Annotated in this window: 14 protein-coding genes; 11 read left to right on the top strand and 3 right to left on the bottom strand. The window is 61.6% G+C overall.

What is annotated here, in order from left to right:
* Nucleotides 1-70: 70 nt before the first annotated feature.
* The 3 genes from ACIO0C_RS11665 to ACIO0C_RS11655 all read left to right on the top strand — a co-directional run bounded on the left by ACIO0C_RS11665 (nt 71) and on the right by ACIO0C_RS11655 (nt 2881).
* The gene (locus ACIO0C_RS11665) at nt 71-598 is read left to right on the top strand and encodes a TRAP transporter small permease (protein ID WP_401311801.1); all 528 of its coding nucleotides are present in this window, start codon (nt 71-73) and stop codon (nt 596-598) included.
* Complete coding sequence (locus ACIO0C_RS11660; protein ID WP_401311798.1) at nt 599-1879, top strand: TRAP transporter large permease; 1281 nt, start codon at nt 599-601, stop codon at nt 1877-1879.
* 132 nt (nt 1880-2011) lie between these two features.
* Complete coding sequence (locus ACIO0C_RS11655) at nt 2012-2881, top strand: aldose 1-epimerase (RefSeq protein ID WP_401311795.1); 870 nt, start codon at nt 2012-2014, stop codon at nt 2879-2881.
* A gap of 3 nt (nt 2882-2884) precedes the next feature.
* Here ACIO0C_RS11655 and ACIO0C_RS11650 read toward each other — a convergent pair whose 3' ends face one another.
* Nucleotides 2885-3685: a sulfite exporter TauE/SafE family protein gene (locus tag ACIO0C_RS11650; RefSeq protein ID WP_401311996.1), complete on the bottom strand. Its 801-nt coding sequence runs from the start codon at nt 3683-3685 to the stop codon at nt 2885-2887.
* A 160-nt stretch (nt 3686-3845) separates the two neighbouring features.
* Here ACIO0C_RS11650 and ACIO0C_RS11645 point away from each other — a divergent pair, with 160 nt between their 5' ends.
* Nucleotides 3846-4709 (top strand): MBL fold metallo-hydrolase, encoded by an 864-nt coding sequence (locus ACIO0C_RS11645; protein WP_401311792.1) that lies wholly within the window; start codon nt 3846-3848, stop codon nt 4707-4709.
* Between the two features lie 31 nt (nt 4710-4740).
* Here ACIO0C_RS11645 and bkdR read toward each other — a convergent pair whose 3' ends face one another.
* On the bottom strand, nt 4741-5229 hold the full coding sequence (bkdR, locus tag ACIO0C_RS11640) for a Bkd operon transcriptional regulator BkdR (protein WP_008059350.1): 489 nt from the start codon (nt 5227-5229) through the stop codon (nt 4741-4743).
* Nucleotides 5230-5414: 185 nt separating this feature from the next.
* Here bkdR and ACIO0C_RS11635 point away from each other — a divergent pair, with 185 nt between their 5' ends.
* The 5 genes from ACIO0C_RS11635 to ACIO0C_RS11615 all read left to right on the top strand — a co-directional run bounded on the left by ACIO0C_RS11635 (nt 5415) and on the right by ACIO0C_RS11615 (nt 11628).
* On the top strand, nt 5415-6650 hold the full coding sequence (locus ACIO0C_RS11635) for a 3-methyl-2-oxobutanoate dehydrogenase (2-methylpropanoyl-transferring) subunit alpha (RefSeq protein WP_401311789.1): 1236 nt from the start codon (nt 5415-5417) through the stop codon (nt 6648-6650).
* A gap of 1 nt (nt 6651) precedes the next feature.
* The gene (locus tag ACIO0C_RS11630; protein ID WP_401311786.1) at nt 6652-7710 is read left to right on the top strand and encodes an alpha-ketoacid dehydrogenase subunit beta; all 1059 of its coding nucleotides are present in this window, start codon (nt 6652-6654) and stop codon (nt 7708-7710) included.
* On the top strand, nt 7711-8985 hold the full coding sequence (locus tag ACIO0C_RS11625; protein WP_401311783.1) for a dihydrolipoamide acetyltransferase family protein: 1275 nt from the start codon (nt 7711-7713) through the stop codon (nt 8983-8985).
* Nucleotides 8986-8988: 3 nt separating this feature from the next.
* Nucleotides 8989-10371 carry a dihydrolipoyl dehydrogenase gene (gene lpdA, locus ACIO0C_RS11620; RefSeq protein ID WP_401311780.1) on the top strand — a complete coding sequence of 461 codons (1383 nt, stop codon included), beginning with the start codon at nt 8989-8991 and terminating at the stop codon, nt 10369-10371.
* 237 nt (nt 10372-10608) lie between these two features.
* A complete protein-coding gene (locus tag ACIO0C_RS11615) occupies nt 10609-11628 on the top strand; it encodes a branched-chain amino acid aminotransferase (protein WP_110751453.1) in 1020 nt (339 codons plus the stop codon).
* A 66-nt stretch (nt 11629-11694) separates the two neighbouring features.
* On the opposite strand, the gene ACIO0C_RS11610 is transcribed toward ACIO0C_RS11615, so the two are convergent.
* Nucleotides 11695-12033, bottom strand: a complete 339-nt coding sequence (locus ACIO0C_RS11610; RefSeq protein WP_401311777.1) for an FKBP-type peptidyl-prolyl cis-trans isomerase — start codon at nt 12031-12033, stop codon at nt 11695-11697.
* Nucleotides 12034-12178: 145 nt separating this feature from the next.
* On the opposite strand from ACIO0C_RS11610, the gene ACIO0C_RS11605 reads away from it, so the two are divergent.
* On the top strand, nt 12179-13234 hold the full coding sequence (locus ACIO0C_RS11605; protein ID WP_401311775.1) for a M4 family metallopeptidase: 1056 nt from the start codon (nt 12179-12181) through the stop codon (nt 13232-13234).
* A complete protein-coding gene (locus ACIO0C_RS11600; RefSeq protein ID WP_401311772.1) occupies nt 13231-13554 on the top strand; it encodes a protealysin inhibitor emfourin in 324 nt (107 codons plus the stop codon). Before ACIO0C_RS11605 ends, ACIO0C_RS11600 begins: the two co-directional genes overlap by 4 nt.
* Nucleotides 13555-13639: the final 85 nt, after the last annotated feature.

Raw genomic sequence — 13639 nt, 5'->3', positions numbered from 1 at the left:
CATTCAAGAAAGGCCCGGCACGCACTGACCTGGGTGTAGGTCAGTGCGTGCCCGGTTACGGTGGAACCCGATGAAGAATCTACTGCTACGTTTCAATGACAAGCTCTACATGACCTGTATCTGGGTCGCGGGGCTGTCCGTCCTGGCCATCGCGCTGATCATTCCCTGGGGCGTGTTTGCCCGTTATGTGCTCGGCACCGGCTCAAGTTGGCCCGAGCCCACGGCGATTCTGCTGATGATGGTCTTCACCTTCATCGGCGCCGCCGCCAGTTACCGTTCCGGTTCGCACATGGCAGTGGCGATGCTCACCGACCGCATGTCGCCGCAAATGCGCCAGGCCATGAGCGTGTTCTCCCAATTGCTGATGGCGACCATTTGCCTGTTCATGACCGTCTGGGGCAGCAAGCTGTGCCTGTCGACCTGGAACCAGTTCATGAGCGCCCTGCCGACCCTGCGCGTGGGCATCACCTACATGCCGATTCCCGTGGGCGGTCTGCTGACGCTGATCTTTGTCCTGGAAAAGCTCTTGTTCGGTGACCAGAGCAACCGTCGGGTCGTGCGCTTCGACCTCGTTGAAGAAAACGAAGGGGCTGCCTGAATGGACGCTTTTATTCTGTTGGGCAGTTTTATCGCGTTGATCCTGATCGGTATGCCGGTCGCCTACGCGCTGGGGCTTTCCGCGCTGATCGGCGCGTTCTGGATCGACATTCCATTTCAGGCGCTGATGATCCAGGTCGCCGGCGGCGTGAACAAGTTTTCCCTGCTGGCGATTCCGTTCTTCGTGCTGGCCGGCGCGATCATGGCCGAGGGCGGGATGTCCCGGCGCCTGGTGGCGTTTGCCGGGGTACTGGTCGGGTTCGTGCGCGGTGGCTTGTCGCTGGTCAACATCATGGCTTCGACTTTCTTTGGCGCGATCTCCGGCTCCTCGGTGGCCGACACCGCCTCGGTCGGTTCGGTGCTGATCCCGGAAATGGAACGCCGCGGCTATCCCCGGGAGTTCGCCACCGCCGTGACCGTCAGCGGTTCGGTGCAAGCCCTGTTGACCCCGCCGAGCCACAACTCGGTGCTCTACTCGCTGGCGGCAGGCGGTACGGTGTCGATTGCCTCGCTGTTCATGGCCGGCGTGGTCCCGGGCCTGTTGATGAGCGCGTGCCTGATGGTGCTGTGCCTGATCTTCGCGAAAAAGCGTGACTACCCCAAGGGTGAAGTCATTCCGATGCGCGAAGCCCTGAAGATTTGCGGCGAAGCGTTGTGGGGCCTGATGGCGATGGTCATCATCCTTGGAGGGATCCTCAGCGGGATTTTCACGGCGACCGAGTCGGCAGCCATTGCGGTGCTGTGGTCGTTCTTCGTGACCATGTTCATCTACCGCGACTACAAGTGGAGCGAGCTGCCGAAACTGATGCACCGCACGGTGCGCACGATTTCGATCGTGATGATCCTGATCGGCTTCGCCGCCAGCTTCGGCTACATCATGACCCTGATGCAGATCCCGGCGAAGATCACCACGATGTTCCTGACCCTGTCGGACAACCGTTACGTGATCCTGATGTGCATCAACGTCATGCTGCTGTTGCTCGGCACCGTGATGGACATGGCGCCGCTGATCCTGATCCTCACGCCGATCCTGATGCCGGTGATTCTCGGCATTGGCGTAGACCCGGTGCAGTTCGGCATGATCATGCTGGTGAACCTGGGGATCGGTTTGATCACACCGCCAGTGGGCGCGGTACTCTTCGTGGGATCGGCCGTGGGTAAGGTCAGCATCGAGTCAACCGTCAAGGCGCTGCTGCCGTTCTACGCCGTGCTGTTGCTGGTGTTGTTGGCCGTGACTTACATTCCTGCGCTGTCGTTGTGGTTGCCGCATTTGGTGTTGTAACCCGTTTGATCTCGCAACGCTTTAACTGTAGGAGCCCGGCTTGCCGGCGAAGGCGTATTCAAGTATGCCTTCGCCGGCAAGCCGGGCTCCTACAAGAGTAATCCGCGCATTCACTCTTGATCGCTGGTGAACATGAAACCAACATTGCTCGAACTCGAAGACGAATTCACCCGCCTCACCCTCGCCCCCGAACTCGGCGGCAGCATCGTCAACTGGTCAGCGCGCAACACGGGCCAACCCTTGCTGCGACACGCCGATGAGCACGCCTTGAACACCGGCCTTCCCGGCAAACTGGGCTGCTTTCCTCTGGTGCCGTGGTCCAACCGCATTGCCAAAGGGGGGTTCGATTGCCCGGATGGCTGGCAACAGCTGAGACCCAACAGCCTCACCGATCCCCTGCCGATTCACGGCAGCGCCTGGCAGCAGCCGTGGCAGGTGGTTTCCACTACCGCGCAAGAAGTCGTGCTGCAACTCGATAGCAGCGAGCCCTTTGCCTATTGCGCCCGTCAACGTTTCCATCTAGGCGAAGGTAAGCTGAGCATCGAATTGAGCGTCACCCACCTGGCCGAACGCGCGGCCTGGCATGGCCTGGGACTGCACCCGTATCTGCCGCGCAGCGCAGGCACGCGGCTACAGGCCAAGGCTGGGCAAGTGTGGTTGTGCGACAGCTCCAAGCTGCCAACCGAGCTGGGTTCATTACCGGCCGAATGGGATTTTCGGCAACTCAAGGCACTGCCCGACACCTTGGTCGACAACGGTTTCTGCCAATGGGATGGCCACTGCCTGATCGAGCAACCCGACCTCGGTTACGCGCTGGAGTGCCAGGCCACCGGCAGCGATTACTACCTGCTCTACTGCCCGGCAGACCTGGGTTTTTTTTGCATCGAACCAGTCAGCCACCCCGTCAACGCGCACCACTTGCCCGGTCGGCCAGGGTTGCGCTTGCTGCAGCAGGGGCAATCGGCAGAATTGACGTTCAGCCTGCAATACCGGGCGCTGTAAACCTCACGCACGCAACAGCATGTAGCCGGCAACGATCAGGCAGACGCTGGCGAATCCCACCTGCAATGCCCGCGCCGGCACTCGCGCGCAGAGTTTTCGGCCGATGATCATGCCGACGATGCTGGCGACGATGAAGGCAACGCCCAGGCCGTCGATGCGCACCCCGGCATGCAAGGCGCCGATCACGCCGATGGCCGAGATCAGGCTGATGACCATCAGGGACGTGGCGATGATGCCGCGCATCTGCACGTCGGTCAGCTGCTTGAAGGCCGGCACGATCAGGAAGCCACCCCCCACGCCCAGCAAACCCGAGACCACACCGGTCACCGCACCGAGGGCCGCGAGGGTTGCGGTGCATTTGGCGGTCCAGGAAAAGCGCCCGGTCTGCTGGTCGAGCATGCAGTTCTTCTGGCCCCAGTTGGCGTGACCATGATCGCTGGGGCCCTCGTCCTTGCGTTCGCGACGCAGCATACGCGCCGCCACCATGACCATCAGCAGGCTGAACAGGATCATCAGGACTTTTTCCGGCAGCCGATGGGCGAAGTAGATGCCCAACGGGGAAAATATCGCACCCAGCAAGGCGATCAACAGCGCCGCGCGATAGCGCACCAAGCCATGGCGCAAACCATCGATGGCCCCGACCGCCGCCGCGCTGCCCACCGCGAACAGCGCAACGGGCGCCGCCGCGGTCATGCTCCAACCCAGCCCCAACACCAGCGCCGGCACCGCCAGAATGCCACCCCCGGCCCCGGTCAGTCCGAGCACCAGTCCCATGACCATCCCAAAAAAACTCGCCAGCAACATAGAACGCTCGTAATCCATGACAAAGGCCGGGAACGCCCGGTATCGATAGAGTGACAGGATAGAGCCCGCAGGTTTTTTTTCATCACTGAATGCATCGCGGGCTGGTCAGCGCAGGGAAAATGAAACTACCCTCATGAAGTGCCCATGAAGAAAAAACCACATGCCTGCCCTGATTGAAGCTTTTTTTGACGATGCCTCGTCTACCTACAGTTACGTCATTTATGAAACCGACGGCGGACAATGCGCGATCGTCGACCCGGTACTCGGCTACACCCCGGCTGCCGGACGAACCGACACCCTGCAGGCCGACCGGATCATCGCTTTCGTGCGCGAGCACCGCTTGCAGGTGCAATGGCTGCTGGAAACCCACGCCCACGCCGATCACCTGTCTGCTGCACCTTACCTGCGCCGGGAGCTGGGCGGCAAGGTCGCCATCGGCCAGTCGATCTGCAAGGTGCAGGGCGTGTTCAAGCGCCTGTTCAACCTTGAACCGCAATTCTGCATCGACGGCTCCCAGTTCGATCACCTGTTCGCCCCGAGCGAGTCATTCCGCATCGGCAACCTCAAGGCCACCGCCCTGCATGTGCCGGGTCATACCCCTGCGGACATGGCTTACCTGATCGACGGCGACATCATCCTGGTCGGCGATACCCTGTTCATGCCGGACGTCGGCACCGCCCGCTGCGACTTTCCCGGCGGCGACGCGCACCAGATGTTCGCCTCGATCCACAAGCTGCTGGCCTTCCCCGCCAGCGTGCGCCTCTACGTCTGCCACGACTACCCGCCCGAGGATCGCGAGCCGCAGTGCATGAGCACCGTCGGCGAACAACGCAAGAGCAACATCCACGTGCGCGACGGCATCGACGAAGCCGCGTTCGTCGACATGCGCACCCGCCGCGATGCCGGGTTGGGCATGCCGACGCTGTTGCTGCCGGCGATACAGGTCAATGTGCGGGCGGGGAATCTGCCGCCGGCGGAGGACAATGGCGTGGTCTACCTGAAAATCCCCCTGAACAAGTTCTGACGTCGTTCGTCCCCACGCTGCGTGGGAACGATCAGGTACCCAAGGTCAAGCCATTGGCCGGCAACGGCAACGCCGTCTTGTAGCGCACCTGCTTGAGCGCAAAGCTCGAACGGATATTGGCAACGCCGGGGACTTTGGTGAGGAAATCCATCATGAAGCGTTCCAGCGACTGAATGGTCGGCACCAGCACCCGGATCAGGTAGTCCGGATCGCCGGCCATCAGATAACACTCCATCACCTCGGGACGATCGGAGATCGCCTCTTCGAAATGCTGCAACGCCTCCTCCACCTGCTTTTCCAGGCTGACATGGATGAACACATTGACGTGCAGCCCCAGCAGGTCGGCATCCAGCAGGGTCACCTGCTCACGGATCAGGCCCAGTTCCTCCATCGCCTTGACCCGGTTGAAGCACGGCGTCGGCGACAGGTTGACCGAGCGGGCCAGGTCGGCGTTGGTGATGCGTGCGTTCTCCTGAAGACTGTTGAGAATGCCGATATCGGTACGGTCCAGTTTGCGCATGAGACAAAAACACCTGTTTTTTATGTTTATGCAGATTTTTTATCTGTAAATGATCTTGAGCGCAACGAAACACAGAGAAATATTCTTCTTGGCCGGGCCTATGATTGTTGTAGGACAAGATTTCTTCCACAGAACGAAATCTGTCAGCTCACTACAAGAAATTCACAAGATCGAGCGTAGAAGCCATGAACCAAGCGTACGAACCGCTGCGCCTGCACGTCCCGGAACCCTCGGGCCGCCCCGGCTGCAAAACCGACTTCTCCTACCTGCACCTGACCGATGCCGGCACGGTGCGCAAACCCCCTATCGACGTAGAACCGGCAGACACGGCCGACCTGGCCCGTGGCCTGATTCGCGTGCTCGACGACCAGGGCAATGCCTTGGGGCCGTGGGCCGAAGGCGTGCCGGTGGAGATCCTGCGCAAGGGCATGCGCGCCATGCTCAAGACGCGGATCTACGACAACCGCATGGTGGTCGCCCAGCGTCAGAAAAAAATGTCGTTCTACATGCAGAGCCTCGGCGAAGAAGCCATCGGCAGCGCCCAGGCCCTGGCCCTGAACATCGACGACATGTGCTTCCCGACCTACCGCCAGCAAAGCATCCTGATGGCCCGCGAAGTGCCGCTGGTGGACCTGATCTGCCAACTGCTGTCCAACGAGCGCGATCCGCTCAAGGGACGCCAGCTGCCGATCATGTACTCGGTGAAAGAGGCCGGTTTCTTCACCATTTCCGGCAACCTCGCCACCCAGTTCGTACAAGCTGTAGGCTGGGCCATGGCCTCGGCGATCAAGGGCGACACCAAAATCGCCTCGGCCTGGATCGGCGACGGCGCCACCGCCGAATCGGACTTCCACACGGCCCTGACATTCGCCCACGTATACCGCGCGCCGGTGATCCTCAACGTGGTCAACAACCAGTGGGCCATCTCCACCTTCCAGGCGATTGCCGGTGGTGAAGCCACCACCTTCGCCGGGCGTGGCGTCGGTTGCGGCATCGCCTCGCTGCGAGTCGACGGCAACGACTTCTATGCGGTCTACGCCGCTTCCGCCTGGGCCGCCGAACGCGCGCGCCGCAACCTCGGCCCGACCATGATCGAATGGGTCACCTACCGCGCCGGCCCGCACTCGACTTCCGATGATCCGTCCAAATACCGTCCAGCCGACGACTGGAGCCACTTCCCGTTGGGCGATCCGATCGCTCGTCTCAAGCAGCACCTGATCAAGGTCGGCCACTGGTCCGAAGAGGAACACACCGCCGTCAGCGCCGAGCTGGAAGCCGAAGTGATCGGCGCACAGAAAGAAGCCGAACAGTACGGCACCCTCGCCGGTGGCCAGATTCCAAGCGCCGCGACCATGTTCGAAGACGTCTACAAAGAGATGCCGGAGCATTTGAAGCGCCAGCGTCAGGAGTTGGGGATCTGACATGAACGATCACAACAATAATATCCAGCTGGAAACCGCCATGACCACGACCACCATGACCATGATCCAGGCCCTGCGCTCGGCCATGGATGTGATGCTTGAGCGCGACGAAGACGTCGTGGTGTTCGGCCAGGACGTCGGTTACTTCGGCGGCGTGTTCCGTTGCACCGAAGGCCTGCAGACCAAGTACGGCACCTCGCGGGTGTTCGACGCCCCGATCTCGGAAAGCGGCATCGTCGGCACTGCCGTGGGCATGGGCGCCTACGGTCTGCGCCCGGTGGTGGAAATCCAGTTCGCCGACTACGTGTACCCGGCCTATGACCAGATCATTTCCGAAGCCGCCCGCCTGCGTTATCGCTCGGCCGGGGAATTCACCGCGCCGTTGACCCTGCGCATGCCTTGCGGCGGCGGCATCTACGGCGGCCAGACCCACAGCCAGAGTATCGAGGCGCTGTTCACCCAGGTATGCGGCCTGCGCACCGTCATGCCGTCCAACCCCTATGACGCCAAGGGCCTGCTGATCGCCTCCATCGAAAACGATGACCCGGTGATCTTCCTCGAGCCCAAGCGCTTGTACAACGGCCCGTTCGACGGCCACCACGAGCGCCCGGTGACCCCGTGGTCGAAACACCCTGCCGCACAGGTTCCCGACGGCTACTACACCGTGCCGCTGGACGTTGCCGCCATCGCCCGCCCCGGCAAGGACGTCACCGTGCTGACCTACGGCACCACCGTGTACGTGTCGCAAGTCGCCGCTGAAGAAAGTGGAGTGGACGCCGAAGTCATCGACCTGCGCAGCCTGTGGCCCCTGGACCTGGAAACCATCACCAGGTCGGTGAAGAAAACCGGGCGCTGCGTGATCGTTCACGAAGCGACTCGCACCTGTGGTTTCGGCGCCGAACTGACCGCGCTGGTGCAAGAACACTGCTTCCACTACCTGGAAGCGCCGATCGAACGCGTCACCGGTTGGGACACCCCCTACCCGCACGCGCAAGAGTGGGCGTATTTCCCAGGGCCGTCCCGTGTGGGTGCGGCGTTGAAACGGGTCATGGAGGTCTGAATGGGCACGCACGTTATCAAGATGCCGGACATTGGCGAAGGCATCGCAGAAGTTGAATTGTCTCAATGGCATGTGAAAGTCGGCGACATGGTCGTCGAGGATCAAGTGCTGGCCGATGTCATGACCGACAAGGCGATGGTGGATATCCCGTCGCCCGTACATGGCAAGGTGATTGCCCTTGGTGGGCAACCGGGCGAAGTCATGGCGGTTGGCAGCATCCTGATCAGCATTGAAGTCGAAGGCGCGGGGAACGTTAAGGCGTCGGCGCAACCGGCACCGGTGAAAGAAGCGCCCGTCGCTGCGCCTGAAGTCGAAGCCGCAGTGGAGGTCAAACCAGTCGCCGCCGCTGCAGCACCAAAAACCACCGTCTGCCCGGGACCGATAGTCGCTCGCCAAGCCAATGAGCGTCCACTGGCCTCCCCGGCCGTACGCAAACATGCTCTGGACCTGGGCATTCAGTTGCGTCTTGTACGTGGCTCCGGCCCGGCCGGTCGTGTGCTGCACGAAGATCTGGACGCCTATCTGGCTCAAGGTCAATCCAATGCTTCGTCGGTCAGCAGCGCTTATACCCAACGCAACGACGAAGAACAGATCCCGGTGATCGGCATGCGCCGCAAGATCGCCCAGCGCATGCAGGACGCCACGCAACGTGCCGCTCACTTCAGCTATGTCGAGGAAATCGACGTGACTGCCGTGGAAGAACTGCGCGCGCACCTCAACGAAAAACACGGTGCCACCCGCGGCAAGCTGACCTTGCTGCCGTTCCTGGTCCGCGCCCTGGTCGTCGCTCTGCGTGATTTCCCGCAGATCAACGCCCGTTACGACGACGAAGCCCAAGTCATCACCCGCTTGGGCGCGGTGCACGTGGGCATCGCCACCCAGGCCGATATTGGCTTGATGGTGCCGGTGGTACGTCACGCCGAAACTCGCAGCCTGTGGGACAACGCAGCGGAGATCTCCCGCTTGGCCACTGCCGCCCGTAACGGCAAGGCCAGCCGCGATGAACTGTCCGGCTCGTCCATCACCCTGACCAGCCTCGGCGCGCTGGGTGGCATCGTCAGCACCCCGGTGCTGAACCTGCCGGAAGTGGCGATCGTCGGCGTGAACAAAATCGTCGAACGGCCGATGGTAATCAAAGGCCAGATCGTGATTCGCAAGATGATGAACCTCTCCAGTTCCTTCGATCACCGGGTGGTCGATGGCATGGACGCGGCACTCTTCATCCAGGCCGTGCGCGGCCTGCTCGAACAACCCGCCACCTTGTTTGTGGAGTAAACGATGCAGACTTTGCACACCACGCTGCTGATCATCGGCGGCGGCCCTGGCGGTTACGTGACGGCGATCCGTGCCGGTCAGCTGGGCATTCCAACCATTCTGGTGGAAGGCGAATCGTTGGGCGGCACCTGCCTGAACATCGGCTGTATTCCGTCCAAGGCGCTGATTCACGTCGCCGAGCAGTTCCACCAAACCCGGCATCACAGCCAGCAGTCGGCGTTGGGCATCACCGTGTCAGCGCCCACGCTGGACATCGGCAAAAGCGTCGAGTGGAAGGACGGCATTGTCGATCGCCTGACCACCGGCGTCGCGGCGCTACTGAAAAAGAACAAGGTCCAGGTCATTCAAGGCTGGGCCAAAGTGGTTGACGGTAAAACCGTCGACGTCGGCGACACGCGCATTATTTGCGAACACCTGGTACTGGCCACCGGGTCCAAAAGCGTGAACCTGCCGATACTACCGATTGGCGGGCCAATCATTTCCTCCACTGAAGCCCTGGCGCCAACGTCCGTGCCCAAGCGCCTGATCGTGGTCGGTGGCGGCTACATCGGCCTGGAGCTGGGGATTGCCTATCGCAAGCTCGGTACCGACGTCAGCGTCGTCGAGGCTCAGGAACGCATCCTGCCGGCCTACGACGCGGAATTGACCCAACCGGTGCATGAAGAACTGAAGAAGCTTGGTGTGAGACTTTACTTGAATCATAGCGTTCAAGGCTTTGATTCAAATACAAATACTCTTCAAGTCCGCACGCCCGATGATCGTACTTTGAATCTGGAAACAGATCAGGTGCTGGTCGCTGTGGGCCGTAAACCGAACACCCAGGGCTGGAACCTCGAAGCGCTGAACCTGGACATGAACGGTTCGTCGATCAAGATTGACAACCGCTGCCAGACCAGCATGCGCGACGTCTATGCCATCGGCGACCTCAGTGGCGAACCGATGCTCGCCCACCGGGCCATGGCCCAGGGTGAGATGGTGGCCGAGCTGATCAGCGGTAAATCCCGCGAGTTCAACCCCACCGCCATTGCCGCCGTGTGCTTTACCGACCCGGAACTGGTGGTGGTCGGCCAGACCCCGGACGAAGCCAAGGCGGCAGGCCTGGACTGCATCGTGTCGAGCTTCCCGTTCGCCGCCAATGGCCGGGCTATGACGCTGGAATCGAAAAGTGGCTTCGTGCGCGTGGTCGCTCGTCGGGACAATCATGTGATTGTCGGCTGGCAGGCGGTGGGGATCGGGGTCTGCGAATTGTCCACGGCGTTCGCGCAAAGCCTGGAAATGGGCGCGCGGCTGGAGGACATCGGCGGCACCATCCATGCGCACCCGACGCTCGGCGAGGCGGTGCAGGAAGCGGCGTTGCGTGCCTTGGGCCACGCGTTGCACCTGTAACTACCCCACCATGATCGTTCCCACGCTCTGCGTGGGAATGCAGCCCGGGACGCTCCGCGTCCCAAGAGCCGACGCGGAGCGTCCGTTGAGGCATTCCCACGCAGAGCGTGGGAACGATCAAACAAGGAATGCATTGCGGGCTGCGAAATAGGTCCGGAATGAAGTATTGTTGTCCCCATCCAGAAAACGTCAGAAACATTGAACCGTTTCGGCGGTTGTTAAGTGATAGAGGGTGTCATGGGTAACGAAAGCATCAATTGGGACAAGCTGGGTTTTGACTACATCAAGACCGACAAGCGCTATCTGTCGCACTGGCGTAATGGCGAGTGGGACGCAGGCACCCTGACCGAAGACAATGTGCTGCACATCAGCGAAGGCTCCACGGCCCTTCACTATGGCCAGCAATGCTTCGAGGGCCTGAAGGCCTACCGTTGCAAGGACGGTTCGATCAACCTGTTCCGCCCGGACCAGAACGCCGCACGCATGCAACGCAGCTGCGCGCGCCTGCTGATGCCACAGGTGTCCACCGAGCAGTTCATCGAGGCGTGCAAGGAAGTGGTGCGCGCCAACGAGCGTTTCATCCCGCCTTACGGCACCGGCGGCGCGCTGTACCTGCGCCCGTTCGTGATCGGCGTGGGTGACAACATCGGCGTGCGTACCGCACCCGAGTTCATCTTCTCGATTTTCTGCATCCCGGTCGGCGCCTACTTCAAGGGTGGCCTCACCCCGCACAACTTCCTGATCTCCAGCTACGACCGTGCCGCCCCGCAAGGCACCGGCGCGGCCAAGGTCGGTGGCAACTACGCCGCCAGCCTGATGCCGGGCTCCCAAGCCAAGAAGGCGCACTTCGCCGACGCCATCTACCTGGATCCGATGACCCACACCAAGATCGAGGAAGTCGGTTCGGCCAACTTCTTCGGGATCACCCACGACAACAAGTTCGTGACCCCGAACTCGCCGTCGGTGTTGCCGGGCATCACCCGCCTGTCGCTGATCGAGCTGGCCAAATCGCGCCTGGGCCTGGAAGTGATCGAAGGTGACGTGTTCATCGACAAGCTGTCGGACTTCAAGGAAGCCGGCGCTTGCGGTACCGCAGCCGTGATCACGCCAATCGGCGGCATCAGCTACAACGACCACCTGCACGTGTTCCACAGCGAAACCGAAGTCGGCCCGATCACCCAGAAGCTCTACAAAGAGCTGACCGGCGTGCAAACCGGTGACGTCGAAGCGCCAGCAGGCTGGATCGTCAAGGTCTGACCTGACGCCCCCCCTGTAATAAAAATCGCCGCCTCGAATTCGAGAGCGGCGATTTTTTTTGCCCCATCAATCGTCCCGCGTCAGCACTTCCAGCAACTCGATCTCGAACATCAGGTTCGAATTCGGCGGGATCTTGCCCATCGTGCGCTCGCCATAGGCCAGGTGCGCCGGAACCAGCAATTTGCGCTTGCTACCGACCCGCATCCCAATCAGGCCCTGGTCCCAGCCCTTGATCACCCGCCCGGTGCCGATCACGCACTGGAACGGTTTACCGCGACTGTAGGAAGAGTCGAATTCGCTACCGTCCTCCAGCCAGCCGCGGTATTGGGTAGTGATCAGCGCGCCTTTGACGGCGGCCTTGCCGTCACCCGGCTCAAGATCAATGATTTGCAGTTCGTCGTTCATGTTCTTAACTCATCTACAGTGCCCTGGACTTGCGGGCGCGGACGCAGGTTTTCGCAGAATCCGCTGCCGATGGCAACCCGCGGAACCGAACGCCCCTGCGTCGTTCACATAAGTATCGACTTCGCGTTCAGAAAGGGATCCTCTGATGACCGGCCTGCGCAGTTTCATTCCACCCTACATTCTGCACCGCATCGTCGCGCACGGATCTGAACGCCAGCGTTCCAGCGCAATGACCACGCTGGCCCATCTGCGCACCCTGTGGCACCCGCCTGGCCCTCCGGTGCGCCTTGCGGCTGCTGCGATCCTGCCGGCGTCCGGCAAACCTGGCCAGGCGCAGCGCAGCGTGCATGATGCCCAGGGCAAGATGCTCCTGCCCGGCATGCCGGTGCGCCTTGAAGGTCAGGCTGCGAGCGGCGATCCGGCGGTCGATGAAGCCTACGACGCGCTGGGGGCCAGCTACGATTTCTTCTGGAAGGTGCTGGGTCGCGATTCCATCGACGACAAGGGTTTCGCCCTGATCGGCAGCGTGCATTACGGGCAGAACTACGAAAACGCCTTCTGGAACGGTTCGCAGATGGTCTTTGGTGACGGCGACGGGGAAATCTTCGAGCGTTTCACCCGCTCGCTGGACGTGGTGGCGCACGAACTGACCCACGGCGTGGTCGAGAGCGAAGCGGGCCTGGTGTATGCCGACCAGTCCGGGGCGTTGAATGAATCGCTGTCGGATGTGTTTGGCGTCCTGACCAAGCAATATCTACTGGGGCACACCGCCGACCAGGCGGACTGGCTGATCGGCGCGGATTTGCTGACGCCGCGCATCAAGGGCATCGGTTTGCGTTCGATGGCCCACCCGGGCACCGCCTATGACGACCCGCTGCTGGGCAAGGACCCGCAACCGGATCACATGCGCAAATTCGTGATCACCCAGGAGGACAATGGCGGCGTGCACATCAATTCAGGTATTCCCAACCGGGCGTTTTACCTGGCAGCCAAGGCCCTGGGCGGATTCGCCTGGGAACAAGCCGGGCGCATTTGGTACGACGCGCTGTGTGACAAGCGCCTGAGCCACGAGACCTCATTCAGTGCCTTTGCCAAACTGACCGTTGAGCATGCGCGCCGGCGCTTCACAGCCAATGAGGCCCAGGCGGTGCAGCGTGGCTGGTCGCAAGTGGGCGTCGATTCGACGCGGGAGGCACCATGAAAACCCTGCCACCCCTGGACGACCGGACGGTTGTGCGCCTATCCCGCCAGGGCGGCTTCGCCGCGATCCAGGCCCTGTCGCGCCCCCGGGAGATCGAATTCGCCCAATGCGATATCGAGCAGCGCTCGCGCATTTGCGTACTTCTCGAAAGTTGCCTGCCGCTGGCCAGCCCGACCACAGGCAGCGGCGATCAGCGCTTTTACCAGGTCGAGCTGCGCTATCGCGAAGGCGAGAAAGTCGACCAAATGGTCTTGAAAGTGCCGGAAAACCAGGCTCCCGCCGAGCTTGTAAGGCTCTGGGACGTGGGCCAATTGTTGTAGCGGCGCGGCATTGTTCGCTCGATACCAGTGTCGCGCGATAGCCTTGAACCCAAACCTGCCTTTATCCTTGTCGACTCGCTTTACC

This window comes from Pseudomonas sp. NPDC087336 (assembly GCF_044744285.1).
In the GTDB taxonomy this organism is placed as follows: domain Bacteria; phylum Pseudomonadota; class Gammaproteobacteria; order Pseudomonadales; family Pseudomonadaceae; genus Aquipseudomonas.
This window is presented reverse-complemented; position numbering and strand designations above follow the sequence as displayed.